The organism is Guptibacillus algicola (assembly GCF_020171805.1).
GTDB classification, from domain to species: Bacteria; Bacillota; Bacilli; order Bacillales; family Guptibacillaceae; genus Guptibacillus; species Guptibacillus algicola.
On record NZ_JAIVAF010000007.1, the window covers coordinates 40,590 to 66,900 of the forward strand.

The 26,311-nt window shown below is 40.6% G+C and carries 26 protein-coding genes; 17 read left to right on the forward strand and 9 right to left on the reverse strand.

What is annotated here, in order from left to right:
* Window positions 1-74: 74 nt before the first annotated feature.
* Complete coding sequence (locus LCM09_RS18540) at window positions 75-254, reverse strand: spore germination protein (RefSeq protein WP_224884928.1); 180 nt, start codon at window positions 252-254, stop codon at window positions 75-77.
* A 130-nt stretch (window positions 255-384) separates the two neighbouring features.
* On the opposite strand from LCM09_RS18540, the gene LCM09_RS18545 reads away from it, so the two are divergent.
* Entirely contained in the window at window positions 385-930 is a 546-nt protein-coding gene (locus tag LCM09_RS18545) for a GNAT family N-acetyltransferase (RefSeq protein WP_224884930.1), read from the forward strand.
* Between the two features lie 60 nt (window positions 931-990).
* Here the strand turns inward: LCM09_RS18545 and LCM09_RS18550 are convergent, their stop codons facing one another.
* The 5 genes from LCM09_RS18550 to LCM09_RS18570 form a co-directional block, all read right to left on the reverse strand.
* The gene (locus LCM09_RS18550; protein WP_224884932.1) at window positions 991-1,287 is read right to left on the reverse strand and encodes a hypothetical protein; all 297 of its coding nucleotides are present in this window, start codon (window positions 1,285-1,287) and stop codon (window positions 991-993) included.
* 91 nt (window positions 1,288-1,378) lie between these two features.
* Entirely contained in the window at window positions 1,379-1,528 is a 150-nt protein-coding gene (locus LCM09_RS18555; protein ID WP_224884934.1) for a hypothetical protein, read from the reverse strand.
* Entirely contained in the window at window positions 1,528-2,979 is a 1,452-nt protein-coding gene (locus LCM09_RS18560) for a carbon starvation CstA family protein (RefSeq protein ID WP_224884935.1), read from the reverse strand. The genes LCM09_RS18555 and LCM09_RS18560 overlap by 1 nt, the downstream gene beginning before the upstream one ends.
* A gap of 134 nt (window positions 2,980-3,113) precedes the next feature.
* Window positions 3,114-3,845, reverse strand: coding sequence for a LytR/AlgR family response regulator transcription factor (locus tag LCM09_RS18565; protein WP_224884937.1), 732 nt, complete (start codon window positions 3,843-3,845; stop codon window positions 3,114-3,116).
* A 3-nt stretch (window positions 3,846-3,848) separates the two neighbouring features.
* A complete protein-coding gene (locus LCM09_RS18570; RefSeq protein ID WP_224884939.1) occupies window positions 3,849-5,582 on the reverse strand; it encodes a sensor histidine kinase in 1,734 nt (577 codons plus the stop codon).
* A gap of 187 nt (window positions 5,583-5,769) precedes the next feature.
* Here LCM09_RS18570 and LCM09_RS18575 point away from each other — a divergent pair, with 187 nt between their 5' ends.
* Window positions 5,770-6,345 carry a hypothetical protein gene (locus LCM09_RS18575; protein WP_224884941.1) on the forward strand — a complete coding sequence of 192 codons (576 nt, stop codon included), beginning with the start codon at window positions 5,770-5,772 and terminating at the stop codon, window positions 6,343-6,345.
* 55 nt (window positions 6,346-6,400) lie between these two features.
* Here the strand turns inward: LCM09_RS18575 and LCM09_RS18580 are convergent, their stop codons facing one another.
* Window positions 6,401-6,778 (reverse strand): PH domain-containing protein, encoded by a 378-nt coding sequence (locus LCM09_RS18580; RefSeq protein ID WP_224884943.1) that lies wholly within the window; start codon window positions 6,776-6,778, stop codon window positions 6,401-6,403.
* 195 nt (window positions 6,779-6,973) lie between these two features.
* Between LCM09_RS18580 and LCM09_RS18585 the strand changes: the two genes are divergently transcribed.
* From LCM09_RS18585 to LCM09_RS18620, 8 genes are all read left to right on the forward strand, one after another.
* A complete protein-coding gene (locus tag LCM09_RS18585) occupies window positions 6,974-7,783 on the forward strand; it encodes an alpha/beta fold hydrolase (RefSeq protein WP_224884945.1) in 810 nt (269 codons plus the stop codon).
* A gap of 151 nt (window positions 7,784-7,934) precedes the next feature.
* Entirely contained in the window at window positions 7,935-8,954 is a 1,020-nt protein-coding gene (locus tag LCM09_RS18590) for a LacI family DNA-binding transcriptional regulator (protein ID WP_224884946.1), read from the forward strand.
* A 149-nt stretch (window positions 8,955-9,103) separates the two neighbouring features.
* Window positions 9,104-10,420 (forward strand): ABC transporter substrate-binding protein, encoded by a 1,317-nt coding sequence (locus tag LCM09_RS18595; RefSeq protein WP_224884948.1) that lies wholly within the window; start codon window positions 9,104-9,106, stop codon window positions 10,418-10,420.
* A gap of 65 nt (window positions 10,421-10,485) precedes the next feature.
* On the forward strand, window positions 10,486-11,385 hold the full coding sequence (locus LCM09_RS18600) for a carbohydrate ABC transporter permease (RefSeq protein WP_224884949.1): 900 nt from the start codon (window positions 10,486-10,488) through the stop codon (window positions 11,383-11,385).
* 77 nt (window positions 11,386-11,462) lie between these two features.
* Window positions 11,463-12,299: a carbohydrate ABC transporter permease gene (locus tag LCM09_RS18605; protein ID WP_224885139.1), complete on the forward strand. Its 837-nt coding sequence runs from the start codon at window positions 11,463-11,465 to the stop codon at window positions 12,297-12,299.
* Window positions 12,300-12,313: 14 nt separating this feature from the next.
* Window positions 12,314-13,660 (forward strand): GH1 family beta-glucosidase, encoded by a 1,347-nt coding sequence (locus tag LCM09_RS18610; protein ID WP_224884951.1) that lies wholly within the window; start codon window positions 12,314-12,316, stop codon window positions 13,658-13,660.
* A 21-nt stretch (window positions 13,661-13,681) separates the two neighbouring features.
* Window positions 13,682-15,019 (forward strand): glycoside hydrolase family 30 protein, encoded by a 1,338-nt coding sequence (locus tag LCM09_RS18615; RefSeq protein WP_224885141.1) that lies wholly within the window; start codon window positions 13,682-13,684, stop codon window positions 15,017-15,019.
* Window positions 15,020-15,047: 28 nt separating this feature from the next.
* A complete protein-coding gene (locus LCM09_RS18620; RefSeq protein ID WP_224884953.1) occupies window positions 15,048-18,104 on the forward strand; it encodes a carbohydrate binding domain-containing protein in 3,057 nt (1,018 codons plus the stop codon).
* Between the two features lie 94 nt (window positions 18,105-18,198).
* Here the strand turns inward: LCM09_RS18620 and LCM09_RS18625 are convergent, their stop codons facing one another.
* Complete coding sequence (locus LCM09_RS18625; protein ID WP_224884955.1) at window positions 18,199-18,375, reverse strand: CsbD family protein; 177 nt, start codon at window positions 18,373-18,375, stop codon at window positions 18,199-18,201.
* A 97-nt stretch (window positions 18,376-18,472) separates the two neighbouring features.
* Window positions 18,473-19,891, reverse strand: a complete 1,419-nt coding sequence (locus LCM09_RS18630) for an alanine/glycine:cation symporter family protein (RefSeq protein ID WP_224884957.1) — start codon at window positions 19,889-19,891, stop codon at window positions 18,473-18,475.
* 327 nt (window positions 19,892-20,218) lie between these two features.
* On the opposite strand from LCM09_RS18630, the gene LCM09_RS18635 reads away from it, so the two are divergent.
* From LCM09_RS18635 to LCM09_RS18665, 7 genes are all read left to right on the forward strand, one after another.
* Complete coding sequence (locus LCM09_RS18635) at window positions 20,219-21,601, forward strand: tetratricopeptide repeat protein (RefSeq protein ID WP_224884958.1); 1,383 nt, start codon at window positions 20,219-20,221, stop codon at window positions 21,599-21,601.
* Between the two features lie 138 nt (window positions 21,602-21,739).
* Complete coding sequence (locus LCM09_RS18640; RefSeq protein ID WP_224884960.1) at window positions 21,740-22,501, forward strand: threonine/serine exporter family protein; 762 nt, start codon at window positions 21,740-21,742, stop codon at window positions 22,499-22,501.
* Window positions 22,502-22,516: 15 nt separating this feature from the next.
* Window positions 22,517-22,966, forward strand: a complete 450-nt coding sequence (locus LCM09_RS18645; protein WP_224884962.1) for a threonine/serine exporter family protein — start codon at window positions 22,517-22,519, stop codon at window positions 22,964-22,966.
* A 99-nt stretch (window positions 22,967-23,065) separates the two neighbouring features.
* Window positions 23,066-23,494: a DoxX family protein gene (locus LCM09_RS18650; RefSeq protein ID WP_224884964.1), complete on the forward strand. Its 429-nt coding sequence runs from the start codon at window positions 23,066-23,068 to the stop codon at window positions 23,492-23,494.
* 15 nt (window positions 23,495-23,509) lie between these two features.
* The gene (locus LCM09_RS18655) at window positions 23,510-24,160 is read left to right on the forward strand and encodes a DsbA family protein (protein WP_224884966.1); all 651 of its coding nucleotides are present in this window, start codon (window positions 23,510-23,512) and stop codon (window positions 24,158-24,160) included.
* A gap of 141 nt (window positions 24,161-24,301) precedes the next feature.
* Window positions 24,302-24,748, forward strand: coding sequence for a DUF4385 domain-containing protein (locus LCM09_RS18660; RefSeq protein ID WP_224884968.1), 447 nt, complete (start codon window positions 24,302-24,304; stop codon window positions 24,746-24,748).
* 149 nt (window positions 24,749-24,897) lie between these two features.
* The gene (locus tag LCM09_RS18665; RefSeq protein WP_224884969.1) at window positions 24,898-26,229 is read left to right on the forward strand and encodes an FAD-dependent oxidoreductase; all 1,332 of its coding nucleotides are present in this window, start codon (window positions 24,898-24,900) and stop codon (window positions 26,227-26,229) included.
* The last annotated feature ends 82 nt before the right edge of the window (window positions 26,230-26,311 follow it).

The window sequence follows — 26,311 nt, forward strand, 5'->3', positions numbered from 1 at the left end:
TCCAATATAAAAACTCCCCAACCGTATGAGACGACCGAAGGAGTTTTGATAAAAGTTTATAAAGTATAATGAGGCTATTTACATTTAATTGTGATACTAATAAAGTTGTTCACAATCATAAATGCACCCGTGTTACCGCCACCTGATCCTGATACTGTTTTACTAGCTGAGATAGGAGAAATCGTATGGGCGCATTGGACAACGGTACCACTGTTGTTCTTGATAATAACTGGTCCTTTAATTATACATGGCATAGTCTCACACTCCCGGTTTATCTATGATAGTATATGGACAAACCGTTAAAGTGCTTGGACATGAGGCCTATCATGATAGCCTAAATTCCAATATTCATAACATAAATACACGAAAGAAAGGATGAGCATCGTGACCCAACATAACTTCCACCCTTTTCCAGTTCTGCATACTGAACGATTATCCCTAAGGAAACTATCGAGCAGTGATGTAGCTTCTATTTATAATTATCATTGTAATAAAGAGCATTTTCCGTACGTTGATATGGTTGAACACCACACACTAGAGGACAGTCGAAAATTCATAAAAAAGATGAATGAGGGTGTAGAGGAAAATAAATGGGTGATCTGGGCGATCGCAGATGCTTCAACAGATACCATTCTTGGCACCATCTCATTATGGAACCTTTCTAGTGACGGGAGAAAAGGCGAACTAGGATATGGTCTTCATCCAGGCAATACCGGAAAAGGACTAATGACAGAAGCGCTCGCAAAAGTTCTTCACTTCGGTTTCTATACAATGGGCCTTGAAACAATTGAAGCGTATACGAATGAAGACCATCAACGGTCCATTTCATTACTAGACAAACATGGATTCACAAAAATCAAAACGGTAACTGAAAAAGGACCGAGCGGGAAGCTTATGAACCTTGCTGTGTTCGAGAAAAAAAGCGAGTGAAAGCCACGTTTAAAACGCTCAGACGCTGAGCGTTTTTTTATATTAAATTAGTATTCTACATTACCAATAATGGAAGGGATTGAACGAAATATCATCGATTGCTGTAAAGGGTACCGAAATTAAGGCAGCTCCTAGAAAAAAGTAGCTAGCATCGTCTGATTCTTTTTGCTTACTACCGAGAGGGCGTAGATAAACATGAGTTTCATCTACTTGATCAATATAACCGTGATAAACATGACCGTCGTGACAGAGAATCTTCACACACTTATCGATGTTATTCGTGAATTCTTCGTAAAAGGACATGCTTCTCCTCTTTTCTAGTAGTAATTGAACGGTAGGAAGAGCATAGCTTCCCACTGTACTACTAGAATATGAGCGAACTAGGTGAAGCGTTCAACTAGTAATTTCTCATAAGAAGAAAGCCCGCTTTCGTGCGAGCGGGCTTTCGTTATAATAGTCCGATTAGTGTTAATCCAAACAGGAAGAAGCTAGCGAGAACAACTTTCCCTGCAAGAGGGAGGGTTTGCTTGCCATTCGAGTTGATTCTTTGTTCCTCTTCATTGACTGTTTCTCTGTATTTAGGATTGCAGCATCCCATTACGCAACACTGTCCCATCCGGTTATGTCTTCTTCTAAGGGAATATTTGCTGCGCGTTGTTTACGAGCTGCATAGAAGAAAGTAATAATGACACTTATTGTGATGATCGTTGCGCCGATATAGGCAACGTTAAGTGGCAAGCTGAATCCAATTGGTGCATTCAAGATGTACGTTGTTGTTGCCATCGTAATGAATACTGCTGGGATCATCGCGATCCAATAGTTTTTCTTTGCGATGAATAGATACATAGAGCCTACCCATAGGGCAATCATTGCTGTTGATTGGTTTGCCCATGAGAAGTAGCGCCAGAGCAAAGTGAAATCAATCTTTGTAAGAGCAAAAGCGACTGCGAATAATGGTAGTGCGATCCAAAGGCGGTTTGAAATCTTCTTCTGAGAGTACTTAAAGTAGTCTGCAATAATCATACGTGCGCTTCGGAAGGCTGTATCGCCAGACGTAATCGGTAGTACGATAACACCTAGCACTGCAAGTGTTCCACCGATAGCACCTAGCATGAGTGTGGAAGCTTCACTTACAATAGCAGCAGGACCACCGTTTGCAAGTAGTTCGTTCAAGCCAACTGGTCCGTTAAATAGACTCATAGCAGCTGCCGCCCAGATCATAGCGATAATACCTTCAGCAATCATCATACCGTAGAAGATACGACGTCCTTGTTTTTCGCTTTGTGTTGTTCGCGAAATAATCGGTGTCTGTGTCGCATGGAAACCTGAAAGTGCACCACAGGAAATCGTTAAGAATAACAGCGGAAAGATAGGTGCGCTGTCAGGATGTAAGTTCGTAAGGCTGATTTCAGGGATAGGTGCGCCTGTAAATACAAGCCCAGCCCCTACTCCTAGTGCACTGATAAGTAGAAGTGCGCCAAAGATAGGGTAAAATCGTCCGATGATTTTATCGATCGGTAATAGTGTCGCGATAATATAGTAAATAAAAATAGCTCCAAGAATGAGCCCCATCGTTGCCCAACCGTTCATCATGTTGTTTAGAAGTCCTGCTGGTGCGGTAACGAATACTGTACCCGTCAATAATAGAAGGAGTACTGCGAATGCGTTTACCACATGTTTCATAACTTTTCCTAGAAACTTCCCAGCGAGCTCTGGTAAGTGTGCGCCGCGGTTCCTAATCGAAATCATACCTGTTAAATAGTCGTGTACTGCCCCGGCAAAGATACACCCAAAAACAATCCATAAGAAAGCAACTGGGCCATAAAGTGCACCAAGGATTGGACCAAAGATTGGACCTACTCCAGCAATATTTAGTAGTTGAATCAATGAGTTTTTCGGTGTGTTCATTGGAAGATAATCGACACCATCTTGATGTGTATATGCGGGAGTGTGTCTTTCACCGTTCACTCCGAACGTTTTTTCTACAAACTTTCCATACGTGAAATATCCAATTACTAGAAGTGCAATTCCCACTAAAAATGTAATCATGTTAACTCCTACCTTTCCGTACTTTGTATGCGTTTACATAAATTATAGGAAAGATAGGGGAAGAGTGGGGGAGATTTGGACAAGATGTTGAAATGCATGGTTGAAATGTATGTGTAAGCGTTTATCATGCACGTCTATAACTCAAGCTTTGAGCGAAGAGACTTTACATAATTTCGACTAACAGCGAGCTTGTCGTCGACTCCATCAAGCTCGAGCTGGTAAGCTCCATTAAACCAGGGGGTAAGCCTAGAAACGTACATAAGGTTTACGATATAGCTTTTATGAATTCTGAAGAACGGATAAGTAGACAATCGGTTTTCTAGTTCTTTCAGAGTCATTTTGACTTCGAACTCATTCTTTTTAAGAATGATTCGTGAAACTCGGTCGTCGCGGCAAATATAGAGAATATCGGCAGGATCAATATAATGAATCTCACCATCTGTTTCAATAGAGAGCTTTCCATTTTTTATTTGAGGCGACGAATCTTTCGTAGTTGATGAAATTAATTTCTCCAGACGTTGGACTGTTTGGGCGAGCTGTTCCTCTTCATATGGCTTCAACAAATAATCGACGGCTTCATAGCGAAATGCCTCAGCTGCAAACTCAGGATAAGCTGTTGCAAATACGATAAAGGGAGGTTTCTTCAGTTCTAGAAGTGCTTTAGCAGCCTCCATTCCATTCATCGCAGGCATTTCTACATCTAAGAAAACAACATCAGGTTGAAGCTGAATAGCTTTTACGACAGCTTCTTGGCCTGAGTCTGCTTCACCTGTAACGTTTATCGAGCTAAATTCACCAAGAAGGTGAACGAGCTCTTCACGACTATATCGTTCATCATCGACAACTAATGTTTTAATTACGTTCATTCGTTACTCCTCCATAGATGGAATCAAAAAGCGGATAGTGGTTCCGTTGTCTTGTTCACTAGAGATCTGAAGACCTGCCTGCTCACCATATAGCATTGTAAGACGGCGGTTAACATTATAAAGGCCGAGCCCTGTGCCACTTTCAGAATCTAGTGGGGCTTTGCCGATTTCCTTCAGTCTCTCTGGTGGAATTCCTGCACCGTTATCTTTCACACTAACAAGAGTTTCTTGTTGTTGGCAGGTGATGCTAATCTCGACGATGCAGTTCGAATTCTTATTCTTTATCCCGTGCTTAATCGCGTTCTCAACGATTGGTTGCAGAGTTAGTGGTGGAAGCTTTCGATAGAGCGTGTGCTCTTCTATATCGTATACGACACGAAGCCTGTCCACAAAACGTGCTTCTTCTACCTCGAGGTATGCTTTTACATGTTTCAATTCCTGATTGAGGGTTGTCATATTTGCTGTTGTGCCAGACAAGTTCTGTCTAAGAAAATGAGAGAGCGAAAGCAATAGCTTCCGTGCTTTTGCTGGTTCCGTTCTCACTAAGGATACGATCGTGTTCAGAGAGTTGAATAAAAAGTGTGGACTAATCTGAGCTTGCAACGCCTTAATCTCAGCTTCTTTTGCAAGCTGATAAGCGTTATCGGCTTCAGCTATTTCTAGTTGGTTACTTAAGAGAACGCTTAAACCTGTAACTAGTTCTGTAATGACATTCGTAATTTCTTTTTCAGATTGAAAATAAAACTTCAATGTCCCGATCGTCTCACCCCGCTGCTTTAATGGAGCTACAATCGCAGCCCCTAGAGGACAGTCTTTGTCGGCACAATGAATCGTTCGATCGTTTGCAATCATCATTTGACCATCTTGAATCACGTCTCTCGTGATACTTGTTTGAATCGTGTTTCCAGCTTGATGATGATCGCCCCCAATTCCAACATGGCTAAGGATATGGGTATTGTCCGTAATGGCTACTGCGCTTCCTTCAACCTCTCGATGGAGAATACGGCATACCTCTGTAGCTGAGTTTGTTGTAAGCCCCTTTCGTAAATAACCGAGTGTTTCATCTGCGATTCGGAGGGTTTTCTGAGCTTGAAGAGCACCAGCTTTTTCTTCTTCATTCACCACGTTCTTGATGATCAGTAAGAATAACGCGCACCCTATGCCGTTCGCTAGTATCATCGGAAAACCAATTACTTCTACGAGTGCTAAAGCATTTTCGAATGGTTTTGATAGCCCGAGTATGATCATCATTTGGACAGCTTCCGCACCAGCTCCAATTAGGAAGGCTGATTGGAGTTTTACATGGCGGTTTCGTTTATGTAGAGCACCTGAGATTAATCCGGCGATAATTGCTGCTAGTCCGCAAGCGAGAGCAGTGAACCCACCGAGAAAATAGCGATGCGCACCTGCGATAAGGCCAGCGCCGATACCAACCCGATAGCCTCCAAGTAGTCCCGCGAGGACAACACCGATTACTCTAGAGTTCGCGATTGCTTCATCTGAAGAAACGCCGATCGGCCATGCATTGAACTGGAATGACTCGGTGTTGAATGTTAATCCTGTATATGTACCGATAATGCCAAAGAATCCAAAGAAGCCGATCGCAACGTACTGCTGGTTCCGCGCAAGACGCTCATTGTAAATCATTTCTCTAAAAAAGCGAAAGCGAGTTAATACAAACGCAATCGTGACGATAATTCCAAGACGCTCTAGCATCGTTAGTAGCAGTTCGAACATCGTAAAGCCTCCTGATTTCGTGCCTGTCACCACCCGTAGCGTATCGAAGATTGTCGAGCGGTTTCCTTTCATTATACTGGTTTTTGTGTTTGGGGGAAAACAGCCAGTTGAAGAAGCGTATTCCTAAATTTAACAATTGTGATAAAGTAAGAGTAATAGTCTATTAAGAATGACAAGGAGTGCTTAGATGGCGATTAAATACAACGTTTGTCTTGATTGTGGCTCAAACAAATCAGCAAAAATCATATATGGCATGCCGACACATGAGGTGAAACCCAAGGTGGAGAGGGGAGATATCATACTAGGAGGATGTTCTCTTCCTGAAACGCATAAGGATTACCAATGTAAGAGCTGTGGGTTTGAGTGGTCAAAAGAGGAAGCAGTGGATGATGCTTATCGGAAGATTACTAGCATTAAAGCAAACATTGGTGGCTTTTTTGGAAATAGCTATGAAATTGAGTGGCGAATAAGTACAGGCGAAGTGACACATCTCTATTGGGAGATTTCAAGGGAAGAGGACCCGGTCACATTTAACACGACCTATCACAACGCTCATTATTTAGACTCTATTAAATCCATAAATCTACTAAGATGGAAGAGAGATTACCAACCAGAGGAAATGGTGTTAGACGGCACTTCCTGGAGCGTGGAGATAGAAAAAGGTGATAAGGTTATTAGTAAGCATGGCTGCAATGCTTATCCAAAAACGTGGGAACAGTTTTGTGAGTTGATGGAAGAAGTGTCAGGGAAAACGTTTAATTAAGGAAGGACCTATCCATATAGAAAAAGCAGACCAAGGCCTGCTTCACAGTTAGGTATTATCCACATAATTCTGCGAGAATTTTTTGTACATCATAGATGCTATCATCTTTTTTGAATTGCTTAGAGACAGCTGGTGCCTGAGATCCTGATATCCAGATTTTTAGTTCTGCATCTAGATCGAAGTGTCCGGCGGTTTCGATAGAAAAGTGTGAGATGCTCTTGTAAAGGACGGAGTGGTACTCAATTTTCTTACCCGTCATCCCTTGTTTGTCTACAAACAGTAAGCGCTTGTCTGTGAATACGATCAAGTCACGCACAAGCTTGAATGCAGCATTGACTTCTTCTGATTCTGCAAGGATGTTTGAGAGTTCTTTTTTTACTTCTGCTTTATCGATTGTTGAAGCGTTGCCCATGAAACCGCTAAGAAATCCCATTGTAATTCCTCCTTTAGACTAGTCTGCTACTTATACTAATATCTTACCAAACTGAGCAGCACCAAGCACTAAATGTACATTGTCGAAAAATAAGTAGAATGATTTTAATTTGATAGCGTAAATTGTTAAGTGAATCCAATCAGTCTAAAAGAAATGATTAGAAAGGACTGTTAAGCTAGTAGGGAGGCGGATCATATGGCAGTGATGAAGTTAGATGAAGGTGTTGAGCTATACTATGAAGATGTTGGGATGGGCGACCCTATAATCTTTATTCATGGTGTTTGGATGAGTAGTCGTTTCTTTAAAAAACAGCTTTCACACTTTCGTAAGAAGTATCGTGCTATTTCTCTAGACCTTAGAGGACACGGACAATCGTCACAGGTGGAAACTGGTCATACTGTAGCTACTTACGCCAAAGATTTAAAACAATTTATTGAGAAACTCGATTTAAGAGAAGTTACCCTAGTTGGTTGGTCGATGGGAGCATTTGTAATATGGGAGTATATTCATCAATTTGGAGAAGAAGGGTTAAAAGGGACTATTATAGTAGATGAACTTGCGTCCGATTTCAAATGGCCTGATTTTGAAATCGGAGCATTTGATTTGCCCGCTTTAACTGGTATGATGAGACAAATACAAACTGACCAAGAAGGCTTACTTAAAGGGTTTCTACCGTTAATGTTTAAGGAAGATCTACCAGAAGAAGAGTTAGAATGGATGCTTGAGGAGACAACTAAACTTCCAGCTTCCATTGCTAGTGCCATTCTTTTTGATCAATCGATCGTAGATTGTCGTCCCTATTTTAAACACATCTCAAAACCCACATTGTTATGCTTTGGAAGAGAGGAGAAATTAATTCCAGTTGCTGCAGGTGAGCATTTGCAAAAGAGTATCGCTCATTCAAAGCTAGAAATATTTGAGGAAAGCTGTCATTGTCCTTTTCTAGAAGAACCAGAGAAATTTAATGATGTTGTAGACCATTTTGTGCAATCATTAAAAAAATAATGGGAAACAAAAGAGGCATATTATGTGTGAATATGCCTCTTTGGTATGCAGAAAAAAGATTCTGAAAACTATCGAAAAAAGTGTTGCTATGTAAAATCTCGTGATATATAATCACATTAACGAAAGCGCTTTCGATACAGAGGAGATAACGATGATTACAATCTACGACCTTGCAAAGAAAACTGGTTTTTCTAGTACAACAGTCTCTAAAGCACTTAACAATTATCCTGATGTAAGTCAGAAGACAAGACAAGCTATACTTCAAACTGCGACTGAAATGGGATACTTACCAAATGCTCATGCTCAATCGCTTTCCACGAAAAAATCATGGACGATAGGAGTCATGTTTTCGGAAGCAAATGAAGTTGGATTGAAACACCCGTTCTTTAGTGCAATTATCGAGAGTTTTCGTAAGCACGCTGAGAAAGAAGGCTATGATTTAATTCTTGCTTCAAGAAATTTAAGAAGCAGGGACACAAGTTACCTTGAACATTTTCTATATCGCGGTGTGGATGGAATCGTAGTGATAAGTTCTGATCCGAAAGACGAACAAGTTCAAGAAATGATTAACAGTAATCTACCGATAGTAGTAATCGATATGACGAATAGTAATTGTAGTGTTGTTCTGTCTGATGATCTATCTGGTGGGGAGTTAGCGATCAATTACTTACACTCTTTAGGTCATACGAAGATTGCTCATATTGCTGGTGATGCCACAATACATGCTGGTAAAGAAAGAATTCAAGGGTACAAAAAAGCAATGAATAAGCTAAGACTACCTACTCCTAACGAATACCTGATAAATGGTGGACTGTTCTCAATTGAAGAAGGTAGGCAAGCAATGGCCAAGTTACTGGACCTACCGGATTTACCAACTGCTGTTTTCATAGCAGGTGACCACATGGCAATTGGTGCTATGGAAATTGCAAAGTCTAGAGGAGTAAAGATTCCTGAAGATCTATCAATAATTGGATATGATGATATAGAAATGGCGAGCTACGTGACTCCTAAGCTCACAACAGTAAGACAAGATACTGATTACCTTGGGGTACGAGCAGCACAGCTGTTGATCAAACAAATGGTTCAGAAGAAGAAAATCATCACAGAAGATATCATCCCAGTGCAACTTATTGAAAGAGAGTCCTGTGGCCCTCTAAAAAAACAAAAATAATTTTTTTTACCATTACACGAAACCGCTTTCGTAAATAGCGGGATTTTATTTAGAGTTCTTCGAAACCGCTTTCGAAACTTATTTTTATAACTTTTTCGAAACCGCTTTCGTAACTAATATATACCTAATCCTTAAGGGGGAAAATAAGCATGAAGAAAATTGTTGGACTGTTGATGTCACTAGTTCTGTTGCTTGGGGTTTTTGCAGGTTGTTCGAATACAGAGTCGTCTGGCGAAGCGAAAGACGGTAAGAAGAAAGCTGACTTGAAAGTATGGTCATTTACTGATGAATTGAAAAAACCAATTACTAAATTCGAAGAAAAGAACGGCGTTACAGTAGAACTAACGATCGTTCCAATCGCTGATTATCCTACTAAGTTAAAGCCAGTACTTGAAAGTGGTGTAGGGGCACCTGACGTATTCACAGGTGAAATTGCTTTCCTTAAACAATGGGTTAATGCTGGTTACTGGGAAAACCTTTCAGAGAAGCCTTACAACGTAGATGAGATTGCTGATAATTACGTACCATATGTATTCGATCTAGGTAAAGATCAAAACGGAGACGTACGTGCTCTTTCTTGGCAAACTACTCCTGGTGGACTTTTCTACAAGCGTAGTATCGCGAAAGAAGTTCTTGGAACTGACGATCCAACAGAAATAGGCGAAATGCTTTCTTCAATGGATAAAGTATTTGAAGTTTCTGAGAAGATGAAAGAAAAAGGTTATCGTATGTTCCCTGATGAAGGCTCAATCCGCTGGTTTGCACAAGGTGACAATCCACAGCCATGGGTAAATGAGAAAGACGAATTGAAGCTTACAGATGAGAAGATTGAGTTCCTTGATTATGCAAAGGAATTACGTGAAAACAGCTACACTGCTCTTGCTCCAGAATGGTCTCCATCATGGTTCGAAGCAATGGATAAGCCTATCAAAGTAAAAGAAGATGGCAAAGAAACTGAAACTGAAGTATTCTCTTATGTTCTTCCAACGTGGGGTCTTCACAGCGTACTTAAGACAAATGTAAAAGAGTCTAATGGTGACTGGGCAGTTACAAGTGGTCCGAGCCCTTACTTCTGGGGTGGTACATGGTTAGGTGTGTACAACAAATCTGAGAACAAAGAGCTTGCATATGATTTCGTGAAAATGATGACACAAGACGACGAGTTCTTAACTGACTGGGCGACAGAAACTGGTGATGTTCTTTCTTACCTTCCTGTAACAAATAAAATCAAAGATGACTTTAGTGATGAGTTCCTTGGTGGACAAAACAACTATAAATTCTTCCTTGAGCAAGCGAAAAACATTGAACCAGGTATCGTAACAAAGTACGACCAACAGCTTGATACGTTCTACGGAAATGCCGTTTCGGAATATGTAGATGGAAAGAAAACGAAAGAAGCAGCAATCAAAGAATTCTATCGTAAAGCACAAAACGCTTATCCTGAGTTAAAAGTACCAAAGAACTAGTAACAAATTATAAGCGGTATAAAATTTTATACCGCTTATCTTAATTTTGAAAGGAGTGCGATGAAATGAAGAACCTAAATCGGTATGGCTATTTCTTCATTGCCCCGTTTTGGATCATCTTTCTCGTTTTTAATATATATCCCGTCGCTCTAACGTTCTATTATAGCTTTACAAATTATAGCGGTAGCGGAGTAGCAGAAGTAGTTGGCCTTGCGAATTACCAACGTCTTTTAACAGATACATTCTTTGTTGAAGCGTTTTTCAACACATGGAAGATTTGGGGCATTAACTTCGCACTTCAAATTGGAATTGCTCTTATTCTTGCAGCAATATTCTCAGATATGCGTGTGAAAATGAAAGGTTTAGCGTTCTTTCGCTCGATCTTCTACCTTCCAAACTTAATCACAGTAAGTTCAGTAGCGTTGTTGTTTGGGATTTTACTAGATTGGCAGCACGGCTCTTTAAATATAGTTTTGATGAACCTTGGTCTAATTTCTCAGCCGATCAACTGGTTGAACGAACCAGCAACCGCTCAGTTATCCGTTTCCCTGATTTTAACGTGGATGTGGTTTGGTCATTCCTTCATTGTAGTCATGGCTGGAGTGTCAGGTATCTCTAAAGACTACTACGAAGCAGCTCTAATTGACGGTGCAACGAGAATGCAAACATTCTTTCACATTACATTGCCATTATTAAAGCCTATTCTTTTGTACATTATGATTACTTCTCTAATCGGTGGTCTTCAGTTGTTTGACCTACCAATGCTATTAACGGATGGAATCGGATCTCCTGATGGCTCACTTAATACGATGGTGTTGTACTTGTACAACCAAGCATTCAAATATAACAACTATGGATATGCAGCTGCAGTAGCTTATGGTCTATTCATCATTACGATCATCTTCTCAGCAATCGTATTCAAGTCGATGTACCGTAACGAACGTAAACAAGCGAGGCAGGTGTAATCATGATAGACAGAACTGAACTTGAAAAAGGTGTCCCTCAAAATCATGAGTCAGAGAAAGTCCTATTGCCGCATGAGATGAAAATCAAGAAACGTCGGTCGATGGTTAAGGGTATTATATACGCTCTTCTCATTTTGATGGCTATCGTATGTTTTATCCCATTCTTAATGATGCTTGTAAACGCGACTCGTTCAAATGATGCAATTCTAACAGGTTTTACATTAATTCCAGGTAGTTCACTACTAGAAAACTACAGAACGATGATGGAGTATGTGAATATTTGGAACGGTTTTAAGAACAGCCTCATTATCTCAGTTCTGGTAACAGTACTTACAGGCTACTTCTCAGCACTTACTGCATATGGTTTTGCTTTCTATGAATTCAAAGGTAAGAATGGTCTCTTTGTCTTCATGCTTGTCATGATGATGGTTCCGGGTCAGCTAGGGTTAATCGGTTTCTACGAGCTTAGTAAAACACTAGGTATTCTAGATACGTTTATCCCACTTATCGTGCCTGCAATTGCCAGTCCATTCGTGGTGTTCTTCTTACGTCAGTATATTAAAACAACGCTTCACCCAAGTTTAATAGAAGCGGCAAGAATCGACGGAGCAAGTGAGTTGAGAATATTCCATACTGTAGCGATTCCAATCATGATGCCGGCAGTTGCAACGATGTCGATCTTTACATTCATCGGTTCATGGAACAATTACATTATGCCGCTTGTTATTCTTTTCTCACCAGAGAAATACACGTTGCCTGTATTGATGGGCTTCTTGAAAGGGTCTCAGGTTGCACAAAATCTAGGATCTATGTACCTTGGTATCGCTATTTCAGTAGTACCGATCATGATCGCATTCTTATTCTTGTCTAAATACATTATCAACAGTATCTCAGCAGGAGCTGTTAAGGAATAGAGGAGTGAAGGTTAATGAAGTTTGATAAGCAATTTACGTTCGGAACGGCAACATCTTCTTATCAAATAGAAGGAGCATACCAGGAAGGTGGTAGAACGCCTTCGATCTGGGATATGTTCTGTGATATTCCTGGAAAAGTTCACGAGGGTCATAATGGCGATGTAGCTTGTGACCACTACAATCGCTACGAAGAAGATATTCAAATTATTAAAGATCTTGGTGTAGATTCTTATCGATTTTCAATTGCATGGCCTCGTATCTTCCCTGCAAAAGGGGTATACAACGCAGAAGGAATGGCGTTTTATAAAACCCTTGCTAAACGTTTACGAGAAGAAGGTATTAAACCCGCTGTAACGCTGTATCACTGGGATCTTCCAATGTGGGCGCACGATGAAGGCGGCTGGGTAAATCGAGATTCTGTAAAGTGGTTCCTTGAGTACGCAGAAGTTTGTTTCCGAGAGCTTGATGATTTAGTAGATTCATGGATTACACATAACGAGCCGTGGTGTGCAGGTTTCCTAGGGTATCATCTTGGCGTACATGCACCGGGTCACAGAAACCTTGATGAAGCAGTTCGCGCTGTCCACCATATGCTTCTTTCACATGGGGAAGCAGTTAACATGCTGAAGCAAGACTTTAAGTCGAAAACATCGATCGGTATCACGTTAAACCTTTCACCCGTATATCCAAAAACAGATTCTGTGAATGATCGTCTTGCTGCTAATAATTCAGATGGCTACTCTAATCGCTGGTTCTTAGATCCTGTTTTTAAAGGCAGCTATCCTGTAGATATGATGAATCTCTTCTCTAAATACGTCCATTCTTATGACTTTATTAAAGAGGGCGATTTAGAGACGATTTCTACACCGTGTGATTTCTTTGGCATTAACTACTACAGCCGTGGTCTTGTAGAATTCAATGCCGCAAATGATTTCTTAACAGCTGGTGCTCATTCTGATTACGAGAAGACAGGGATGGGCTGGGATATTGCGCCAGAAGAATTTAAAGATCTTATTCGAAGGCTTAGAAATGAGTATACGAATCTACCGATCTATATCACTGAAAACGGTGCAGCATATGATGACAAGCTTGAGAATGGCCGCGTAAATGACCAAAAGAGAATTGACTATGTTAACAAACATCTTCAAGCAGTGTCTGACCTGAACGAAGAAGGCATGAACATTCAAGGGTATTTCTTATGGTCATTGCTTGATAACTTTGAGTGGAGCTTCGGATATGACAAGCGATTCGGCATCATTTATGTAGATTATCAAACACAAGAAAGAGTCTGGAAAGATAGTGCACGATGGTATTCAGAAGTCGTGAAAAACAGAGGAGCAGTAGCACCTCTTAACGCATAATCCGAAAGGAGCATTAAGTTGATTACTAAAACGATTACACATATTCAGACAGCTAGAGATACGGGGGATCGCCTGCAAGTGAAGGAACCAGTTTCCTTCACTTCAGCACCCGCTGATGATGCAGTACAACTTTCAATTAATACAGAAAAAACATTTCAAACAATAATGGGATTTGGCGGTGCTTTTACTGAAGCATCTGCTTACTCCCTTTCTTTAATTAGTAAAGAAAAACGTGATGAAATCCTTCATCGATATTTTGATCCTGTCGACGGTCTTGGCTATCGTCTTGGAAGAACGCACATTCATAGCTGTGATTTTGCACTTGGCAACTATACGTATGTAGACGAGGGAGACACTACGCTCGAAAGTTTTTCGATCGAAAGAGAAAGAGAGCTTGTTATTCCATTAATTAAGGATGCAGCAAAAATTGTAGGGGATAACTTAACAATTGTTTCCTCACCGTGGAGTCCACCTGCTTGGATGAAAGATACGAATGAAATGAATCATGGAGGCAAGCTGCTACCAGAATATATGCCGATTTGGGCGGAGTATTATGTGAAGTACATAGAGGCGATGGAAGATGAAGGGATCCCAATCTGGGGTATTACGATTCAAAATGAGCCAGAGGCAAAACAAGTTTGGGATTCTTGCCTTTATACAGCTGAAGAAGAACGCGATTTCATTAAAGATCATCTTGGGCCAACGTTACAGAAGCGTGGAAAAAATGACCTTAAGGTAATCATCTGGGATCACAACCGCGACGTTGTTTATGAAAGAGCGAAGACCGTCCTTTCTGACCCAGAAGCAGCACAGTATGTGTGGGGCACAGGTCTACACTGGTATGTATCAGAGGAATTCGAAAACCTTTCAAAAGTTCATGACGAGTTTCCTGATAAGCATCTTATCTTCACAGAGGGATGCATTGAAGGTGGCGTACAGCTCGGTGCATGGCATACTGGCGAGCGCTATGCTCGTAACATTATGGGGGATATCAACAATCATTTAGAGGCATGGATCGATTGGAACATCGTACTGAATGAAGAGGGCGGTCCAAATCATGTTGGTAACTACTGTGATGCCCCAGTCATTGTCGATACGAAAAAGGATGAAGTTCACTACAATAGCTCATTTTATTACATCGGCCATTTTAGTAAATATGTGAAGCCTGGTGCAGTCAGAATCGAGCATACAAACTCAAGTGAAAAGATTCAAACGACAACTTTCCGTAATCCATCAGGAGAAATCGTCATTGTAATGATGAATCAAGGTGATGAATCGGTTAAAGTGTCTGCAGATTTAAACGGAGAAACGTTCCAGGTAGAACTGACAGGTCATTCAATCTCAACGCTTCTTATCTAAAAAGATTATGAGGGGGACAACATCCAATATGCGAAACGCACTATCTGTTATGCTTGCTGGCGTCCTAGTTCTTAGTCCAATGGTACCAACCGCTGCATCGAGCACCGATAAAGGAAAAGGTGAGAAAAGTGAAGTGGCTGTTAACGCGCAGTTTAATCCTGTCGCAACAAAAGGAAAGCTTCATGGAACAACAAGAGTGAAAGCTTCCGTACAGGACGGTCACCATCTCGCTGTTAAAATATCTCACAAGCCAATTACCGTGGAAAAAGGGCAAGCTGTGCCAAACGATCGTACTGTTACGAATCCTTATCAATCTGGGGCGGACATTTCTGGTGTGGATGCAGCAATCAACAAGTATGTAATGGTCTATGTGGTAAATGTAAATCAAGAAGTAGTCGACTTCAAACAGCTAACACTTAAGAAAAATGATGTTCGGGACGAAGACTGGAACATTGTTTGGGAAGATGACTTTGATGGAACCGCCATTGATGAAGATAAGTGGAACTTCATCGAAGGTGGCGGTGGTTATGGAAATAATGAGTGGCAGAACTATACGAGCCGTGAGAAAAATGCGCGTGTTGAAGATGGTTCACTCGTCATTGAAGCACACAAAGAGCAGTATGGCGGTAATGACTACACTTCAGCGAAGCTGACTACTGAGAACAAAGGCGATTGGACGTACGGTCGTTATGAAATTCGCGCGAAGCTTCCAAAAGGGCAGGGCATGTGGCCAGCAATTTGGATGATGCCAACAGATTATGACCTTTATTCTGGATGGCCTGCTACTGGAGAAATCGATATTATGGAACTTCTAGGTCATGAACCGGACACAGTACATGGAACGCTTCATTACGGAAAACCATGGAAGAATACGGGCGAAAAGTATAAGCTTCCTGTAGGTGATTTCTCAGATGACTATCATACATTTACTGTAGATTGGGAACCTGGCGAGTTTCGCTGGTATGTAGATGGTATTCTTTATTCAAAGCAAAACGATTGGTTTACGAAGAGCGAAGATGAAGCAGCACCGTATACGTATCCTGCTCCATTTGATCGCGACTTTTTCTTGCAGCTTAATTTAGCTGTCGGTGGAAACTGGCCTGGTTACCCTGATGAAACCACCACCTTCCCTAATAAGATGCTTGTCGATTATGTGAAGGTCTATGAGCTTGATGGCGAATATCGTGAGGCTGGTGAACGTCCAGGTTCTGGGGAGACTGTTGAAAATTTAAGAGAGCCAATTGATGGTGACTATGTCTACAATGGAAGTTTCGATTCTGATTTAGAGTATTGGGCTTTCCAGCCGTTTGAACCTGGTTCTGGTTTTGCAGGAGAAGGATCAGCAATAGTGGACAATGGTGAAGTGAAGGTCGAAATCTCAAAACCTGGTTCTGAAACATATGGTATTCAGCTTGTGCAATCACATCTTCCAATTGAAAATGGGGAACGGTACAAGCTAACGTTCAATGCACGATCCACTGACAACCGTAATATGGTTGTTAACGTTTCTAGTCCAGAAAGAAGCTTTACAAGATATCTAGCAGATAAAACAATCGCGCTTACTTCAGAATCGAAGGAATATGCTTTTGAATTTGACATGGAAGATACAACAGATGCAAATGCACGCATCGAATTTAATATGGGACAAAGCTCAGACTTACCTGTTTGGATTGATAACGTCAGCTTAACGAAGCTACCGAAAGATCCTAATGCATCCAAAAAAATTCTTCCAGACGGTAACTACATTTATAACGGTACATTCGATCAAGGCGATGACCGTAAGGTGTTCTGGAATTTGAATTTAGATAAGAAAGTAAAAGCACGTACATCAGTAGATCCAGCTGTTTATCAAAGAGAAATGAAGGTTAATGTCAAAAAATCCTCTAGTCTAGATGATGTACGCCTTACTCAGGATAAGCTGAATCTAGAACAAGGGACTTGTGTTCTGACTTTTGATGCAAAAGCGGATGAAGTGAGATCAATCGGTGTCCGAGTAAGAAATGAAGATTTAAATGCCGAATTAGCTCGTAAAGATGATATAAAGCTAACCGACGAGATGAAATCATATCAACTAACACTTCAGTTGAACGACTCGGATCCAAAGAGTGTGTTTGAGTTCTTACTTGGTGGTCAACGTTCAGCAGTAGCAATCGATAATGTTCAAATGAAACGTGTTTCACCACCTGTAACGATCGATGGCGCAACAAAATTAGAAGCAGAAGCTTTCCAAACGATGTCAGGCGTGCAAGTTGGCGAGGACGGCGGCAGCGTTGGCTGGATTGATGAAGGCGATTGGATGCAATATGCCGTAGACGTTAAGGAAGCAGGCGACTATACAGTACGTTATCACGTTGCAACTGATCGAGATAATGGAAGTGTGACATTATTAAGTAAAGCAGGCAACGTTTACAACGGTACACGTGGAATGAGTGAAATCACTCCTGAAGATGCTGATGGAAAAACATCGATTAATGTTGCTAGAACAGGCGGATGGGGTGCATTCAAGACTGTAACTGATACGATTTATTTAAATGAAGGTATCCAAACGCTACAATTAAATGCACCTAATGTGAATGTGGATTGGTTCTCTTTTGTACCTGAAAACTCCACTGAAGGTATTGTATCAAATGGTGATTTTGCACAAAATTTGGCTCACTGGGGAACTTGGTGGGGAGACCAATGGAGTGGAGTTGCTGAAGGAGACGCTTCAGTTGTTAACGGACAACTTGAAGTGGCAATCTCTAAAACAGGCGCACAATCTTATAGCCCACAGGTATTCCAGGAAAATCTAGTGCTGGAAAACGGGAAGACGTATCAAGTATCCTTTGATGCTAAGTCTTCAATAGCCAGAGATATTAAGCTTGTAATCGGTGAGCCTTTAAGTAATGATCCTTGGTTTAACACGTTCACAGAACCTAAAGTAATCTCGATTACAGAAGAAATGAAAACCCAAACAATGGAGTTTGTCATGAATCAAGACACAAATGTGAACGGAAAACTCGTGTTTGAACTTGGTAAGGTTAATGGTGAATCAGTGCCTGCTACAATTACTCTGGATAATGTGAAGATCGAAGAAGTGAAGTAGTAGTGCCTGGCACCACCCGGTTTAGCTAGAATAATGTCGAAACAAAACGCCCTCTCGAAGAAATTCGAGAGGGCGTTTTTATCCTAAAGTAAACTTACTTGTCTTTCACATCACCTTTGCGTTCCTGGTATTCACCTTTTGATTTATCTCGTTTGCCTTCTTCTTGCATCTTAGGATCGTCTTTTGCATTTCCTACTTGATCTTTAAGCTCACCTTTTGTTTTAGAAACGGCACCTTTTACTTTGTCACTTAAGCCTTTGTTATTACTCATCTTATAGCACGCTCCTTTCAAAGTTAACTTAAAAACAAAATACCCCCTGAAGAGATTAGCCAAACTTGCTAATTCGTCAGAGGGTAAAAAAAGTGTATTAGTTAGATTTATCTTGTACTGGTTTATCTGTCCAGATGTCTGATTCTAGACCTTTGATCGTATCTTTGTAGAACTGAGGATCTTGTCCAGCTTTTCGTTGGTCGCGATAATCTTTAAGAGCAACGAAAGCAATCTTACCAATGATCGCAATGACTATTAAGTTGAGTAATGCCATGAGTCCCATTGAAAGATCGGCCATGCTCCAAACGATTCCAAATCCGGCATTCGCTCCAAACATAACCATGCCTAGAACGGCTAGACGATAAATAAATTTAGCTGTTGGGCTAGATTTGATGAATTCAATATTCGTCTCACCATAGTAGTAGTTCCCTATAATCGAACTAAAGGCAAAGAGTAGAACGGCGATGGCTACGAATATTCCTGCTCCCCCACCAAGATGTTGGTTCATCGCTTCTTGGGTTAACTGTACACCATCAAGTTTAGAATCAACATATCCATCAGACATCAAAATCATAAATGCAGTAGCAGTAGCGATTAATAGCGTATCTACGAATACGCCAAGTGCTTGAATAAGACCTTGTTTTACTGGGTGTGATACATCTGCAGTCGCAGCGGCGTTTGGTGCACTACCCATACCAGCTTCGTTAGAGAACAATCCACGTTTAATACCAAGCATCATGGCTGCACCAACACCACCACCTGTTACTTCTTTAAATCCAAATGCATGTTGGAAGATGAGTGCGAACATGTCTGGTACCTGTGCAAAGTTAACGATTAGTACGTATAGCGCAACAATAACATAAATACCTGCCATGATCGGAACAATAATTTGTGAAACAACAGCGATTCGGCGAACACCACCGAAGATGATGATTGCGGTTGCTACAGTAAGAATCGCGCCTAGAACCCAACGATTGACATCAAAAGAATTCTCGAATGCGAGTGCGATCGTGTTTGATTGTACAGAGTTAAAGACGAGACCGAAACTAAATGTGATGAGGACAGCGAAGATTATACCCAACCATCTTGCTTTAAGTGCACGCTGCATGTAGTATGCAGGACCACCGCGGAAGTCGTCTCCGTCACGTACTTTATAAATTTGGGCAAGTGTACTTTCGACAAAACCACTTGCAGCCCCTAGTAATGCGATCAGCCACATCCAGAATACTGCACCAGGGCCACCGATACTAACGGCAGACGCAACACCTGCAAGGTTACCAGTACCTACACGAGATGCTGTACTGATGAAGAATGCTTGCAAGCTGGAAACTGATTTCTTTCTACCTTTCATCGTGTCTTTTTCTGCAAGGACATGGAACATTTCACCGAAAAGACGGAATTGCACAAAACGCGAGCGTATTGTGAAATACAGTCCTACGCCAATCAGGACAAAGATTAAGACGTTCGACCAGACGAGCGTGTTTCCGGCGGATACAATCGATTCTAAAAGATCCATATGTATTTCCCCCTATTTATTAGATTTTGAGAAGAATATGTTATATAACACATCTTCCCATTATGAAGTCAAAAATAACTCAGATACTGGAATTTTTTATAAAAATTTAACTTTTCAGATAGTTCAAATTGACTTTTCTGAAATACAAAAACCTATTATACACGCTGAAAAGCAAATATTCTAGAAAACATGTTAGAAAAGCTAACATCAAAACGTTATCCAAATAAAGGAATGGGTAATCGGGCTTCCTTAGTTTGCTTTTCTCTCAGGCAATTGAATGGTAGAATAAGGGTAGCAATAAAATCAGCACTGCCCGGAGGGATTTGAATGATCGAGCAAAAACAAAGCGTCACACTCATCTCGAATCACAAGCCTGTCCAACTACGAATAGAACGTATGGCGATTCATCATAGGATGAAGATTGTGGAGGCGGTGAAGGCGAACGGTAGTAAGTTCTATCTTTTCTTTTATCAAAATGATTTTATTACTGGTAAAAGTTTAGAAGTACAGCCCGGATCCCTCATAGAAAAAGCCTTTCAGGAAGGTATTGTTCTAAATGCCCCACACCCATTGATCACAAAATTCCTTGATCCTCACACCATTGTATTAAAGTCCACGAAACACGTCTTACAAGACATTCAAAAAAAGTATTCTCCTCAAGAAGTAGTCTTTATCTTTTCCTATTTCGATTCATTCCTTCCAAAAGAAAAAATCATACAATTACAGAGAAAGTACTTTTATGACTATAGAAGAAACGGCCAGCTTCGTCTTGCATTCCAAATTCTTATGGTAGCTTTATATGCAGACTTTTCAACAAAATGGGCCCAAGAACTGTCCAATCAGTTAGAATTTCAAAAAGTAAAATCGATCTATGAATGGGGAGGGCAAGACCTTCATGCAGCAGACCCTCTGTACGCAGAAGTTCATGCATATAAAGATTTACCAAACAACATAACGTATCTTAAGTCCCTATATAAACGTAATGGTCGAAAGATCGACCACTCTGCTCTTACTCTAAAGACATACCTCCAATCCTCTCAAAATAAGAAAGAAGAACCACTACCTGCTATCGATTTTCCTCTTTCAAATCAAGAACGGGCGCTCCTATTATGGAACATGTATGATGAAGCGCCACATTTAAATGTTCTCCGTAAACAGGTTTTTCACTCCTTAATCGAATTAAAGAAAACCACTGAAGCTGTAAACTTACTTTCATCACGACAAGGCGAAATCACAGACGAAGAATGTCAACATTTAATAGATGTGTTTAATGATCCAGCAACTGATATGGACGGTATCGAACTCACACTTTTACAAAAATGTTTATGCGTACAAGGAAATCGCCGACACCTCCCTCAGCTCCTCCAGACATTAGTCCCGAAACTTCTTGAGAAGGACGATATCGACTTTGTCTTCAACTGGCTCAAACCTTTGTACGAAGATAATAAAGATCTCCCTATCTTGACGTCGATCCAGACGATGGCAGAGATACAAGATGACCCAGATAAGCAGTTTCAACTAGGAAAGCTCTACCACAAACTAAGTCAGTACGACGAAGCGATCAAATGTTTCGATTGGGAAATGGAAATGCATCCAACGGATCCTACTCCTGTACAATGGTTAACGAAAGTGTACAGAGAGATGGGGAAAATCGAAGAATCGAATGCCTATATGTCCATTTATACTCAAATGCAACGAGTATCGAACTAAAGCGCAGGTGACAACCTGCGCTTGTTTTTTATCATCAAATGGTCATAGTTCTGTATACAGAAGGATTGGATAAAGAATATACTGTTCATATAAACTAATGATTATATAGAATTAGAATTAACTTGTCAGGAGAAATTCATGGAAAAACAACTTACACATACATACGAGGTCATTCAAGTGTGTCTACTTGCTGGCAAGGTTATGCTCCAGAATGGTGGAGAAACGTATCGCGTTGAAGATACGATGAGAAGAATAGCTGAAGCTTTTGGTGCTGCAAATTCCGATAGTTACGTTACGCCAACAGGGATATTCTTCACAGTAGAAGGACCAGAACCATCAAAAACACAGTTGATTCGTATCCTAGAGCGCACGACTGATCTCCATAAAGTCGCAAAGGTGAACAGTATTTCAAGAAGGATCAGTGGTGGGAAACTATCTATACAAGAAGCCTACTCTGAGCTAGAGAAACTAGATAAACAATCAGAACGATATACATTTCGTGCACAATTAATTGCTGCTGCTATAGCAAGTGGATGCTTTCTTATCATGTTTCAAGGAAGTTGGGATGACTTTTTCCCTGCGGTGCTAGCAGGTGGAGGAGGCTTTTTTAGCGTGACGTGGTTTAACCGGCTAGTGCCTATCAAGTTTTTCTCTGAGTTTCTAGCATCATTTGTTATTGGACTAATGGCTGTTTTCTTTGTGTATACAGGATTAGGAACTGAGCTTGATAAAATAATAATTGGCTCAGTTATGCCGCTTGTTCCGGGGTTATTGATAACGAATGCTGTACGAGATCTAATGGCAGGACATCTTATATCTGGGCTCTCCAAAGGGGCAGAAGCATTTCTGACGGCTTTTGCAATCGGAGCTGGGATAGCGGTTGTCGTGTCGTTCTTATAGAAGGGAAGAAAGTTGATGACGCTCGTTGCGCAGCTTATTACAAGCTTTATTGCAAGCACCGGTTTTGGTGTGATGTTTAACGCCCCTAAACCCTCCTTATTAAAAGGTGGATTTGTTGGGATGACTGGTTGGGTTATTTATTATCTAATGGAGCAGTCTGGTATCGATGCTGTAATCGCTACAGTGACAGCATCTTTCTTCATAGCTGTAATCAGTCAAATTTTCGCTAAAGTATATAGAACACCTGTCATCATTTTTAGTGTTGCAGGAATTATCCCTCTTGTTCCTGGTGGTCTTGCTTATGATGCGATGAGGAACTTTGTTCAGAATGATTATAATACTGCAATCAATCTAGCAGCGAAAGCATTCATGATCTCAGGATCGATTGCAGTTGGGCTTGTCTTTTCAGAAGTAATCAATCAAATTATTCGAAATGCCACAATGATTCGCCAAGAAAAGCAGTGAATACCGAAATAGCTTTGCAATTAGCAATCTGGCTATGATACCTTTGATATAAATAGATATGTCGAACGATGTCAAAATATATCTTGGGGAGGAACGATAATGAAGACCTACCCCCATATAGGGTTAGTAATAATTCGACTTGCTCTTGGACTCCTATTTTTCTCTCATGGGTTCTTTAAGTTTTCGGACGGAATTGAAAATACAGTCGCTTTCTTTGAAACAATTGGGTTATCTGGGTTCCTTGCTTATGTAGTAGGAACTATTGAGTTGACCGGTGGTGTGTTAATGATTCTTGGTCTCGGAACTCGCGTCGTAAGCGTGCTGTTCTCTATCATTCTTATTGGTGCGCTGCTTACGGTTAAGCGCTCAACAGGAATGTTAGGTGGATACGAATTGGACATAGCTCTTTTGGCGATGTCTTTTGCGTTGACGATAGGAGGCGGTGGTCCATATAGCCTTTGGGAATTCTTAAAGAAGAAGGGCTGGACGTTTGAAATAACAAATCAGAAAGTAGAAACAAGAGACTAACAGGAGAGTGGCAAGATGACGAGGTCGAACCGAAGACCAATCTTGTGGGCAGTAGGAATTGCTTTGATTGGTCTCATCATTTTTATCGTTTCAAACGGATCATCAGAGGCTGACAGCTTTGATTTAGATCAGCAGCCTAGTCTTGGAGAAGCAACAGCACCTGTTGAAATCGTTGGATTCGGAGACTACAAATGTCCTGCTTGTAAGGAGTTTAATGGAAGTTTCTTCTCTCAAATACAAGAAGAGCTCATAGCTACGGGTAAAGTGAAGTTCTATTATGTTCATCATCCTGTTATCCATGAGGACTCAAAGCGAGCTGCAAGGTTTTCTGAAGTCGTCTATCAAGTTCTTGGGAACGATATATTCTGGCAATTTCATCATGTAATGTTTGATGAACAGCCTAAGAACCCAAAAGCTGAGAAACAAGCTTTTACAGATGAATTTCTGAAGAAGACGCTTAATGGGTTAGTTAGTGAAGAAAAAACGGAAGAAGTTATGAAGGCATATAACGATGGAGCTGGAAGAAGTGCCGTTAACGAAGATGAACAATATGCAAAAGAATTAAATGTGACCGAGACCCCAGCCATTTTTGTAGATGGAAAACAGTTCAAAGGTGAAAATTTTGCTGATTTAAAAGAAATGGTTGAAGAGGAAACACATCACTAAATATCAAGGCGCCCGTAGGTTTATGGGCGCCTTTTTTGAATTCAATCAAACGTTTGTTTGAAACTTATTTTGCTTGATAGGCCAAAACTGGTTATCTTCTTCTTTTTAGTGGGAAAAGTTACGCAAGAGGAGGTAGTTAAAATGAGTTTTGATTATGATATTGATTTTAAAAAAGTGGATTTTCGCAAAAGTCCTGAGAAGTATCGGGTAGGTCGGGGAGAGCAGGGAGTCTTGTTAGTAGAGCCCTACAAAAGTGAAATCCTGCCGTACTGGAGATTTAAGACACCTGAAATTGCAATGGAATCTTCAGAAAAAATCTATCGCATGTTTCAAGAATATAAAAAGAATGATGATTTTGTAGGCATGGATATGGCTAGAAAATTTATTCAGATGGGATACACAAGGTCTCGTCGCTATGCGAATTATAAGGGCGGAAAAAAATATGACGACCACGGCGAGGTAAATGAAAGACAAATTGATGATGAGAAAGCTGAATCAGCAAGGATCTTTGAAGAAAAGTGGAAAATTGTCAGAACGGATGAAGAATACTTAGAGAAAAAGAAAGCACACCAAAAGAAGTATGGATAAAATAAAAGTGAAGGAATTGTGAAATAGTGAGCATAATGATTGTGAAATCTCCAAACCTGGATTATACTAAGGTTACAGTTGAATGTGAAACACTTCACATAACTGATAACTAACATGTGAATATCTTCACATAAACAGGAGGAATATCAATGAAAGTAGCAGTAGTTGGCTGTACACATGCTGGAACAGCAGCTGTTTCTAATATAGCAAGTCTCTATCCTGAAGCAGAGGTTACGGTTTATGAACGTAACGATAACGTATCGTTCTTATCTTGTGGTATTGCACTGTATGTTGGTGGCGTTGTGAAAGACCCTAAAGGATTATTCTACTCTTCTCCTGAGCAGTTAGAAAATATGGGTGTCACCATGAAGATGAAGCATGAAGTGCTTTCTATAGATTCCGATCAAAAGACTATTAAAGTGAAAAATCTAGAAACAGGTGAACAACTAGAGGATGAGTTCGATAAACTCGTTATGGCAACAGGCTCTTGGCCTGTAGTTCCTCCGATTCAAGGAATCGATCTCGATAATATCCTGCTATCAAAGAACTATAACCAAGCTAATAAAATCATTGAAAGAGCAGAGAATGCTGAACGTGTCACAGTTATTGGAGCTGGTTATATAGGTGTTGAACTTGTTGAATCTTTTCAGAAATACGGAAAAGAAGTAACACTCATCGATGGTGAGGATCGCATTCTGAGCAAGTACTTGGATCCTGAGTTCACAGACGTTATAGAGGATGATTTCAAAACAAAGGGAATCGACCTTGCGCTAAATGAAACGGTAACGCGTTTCGAAGGAACTGAGGGCAAAGTAACGAAGGTTTATACAAATAAAGGCGAATACAGTGCTGATCTTGTTATTCTTTGTGTAGGCTTCCGTCCGAACACTGAGCTTGTAAAAGGACAGGTAGACATGTTGGATAATGGGGCAATCATCGTAGATGAGTATATGAGAACAAGTAATAAAGATATATTCGCAGCAGGAGACAGCTGTGCGATCAAATATAACCCGACTGGTGAGCATGCATATATCCCCCTCGCAACAAATGCTGTACGAATGGGAACGTTAGTAGGTAGAAATATCATGAAACCGACAATTAAGTATATGGGAACTCAGGGTACTTCAGGCTTGCACCTCTTTGACCACAGTATGGCGTCAACTGGTTTAACTGAAAAAGCAGCGGTTCTTGCGGGTATGAATGTGAAAACAATTACAATAAAAGAAAACAATCGCCCTGAATTTATGCCAGACTATGAAGTGATTACATTAAAAGTTGTATATGAAGAGGAGAGCCGTCGCATAGTTGGAGCTCAAGTTATTTCAAAAGCTGATGTTACACAATCTATGAATACCCTGTCTGTATGCATTCAGAACAACATGACAGTAGATGATTTAGGGTTCGTAGATTTCTTCTTCCAACCACACTTTAATAAACCATGGAACTTCTTGAACCAAGCAGGTCTTCAAGCAGTTCAGTAAATCAAATCCGCCAGTAAATACTGGCGGATTTCTTTATGACTTGCATGATGGACACTAGCAAGACATAATAATAAAAGCGGAA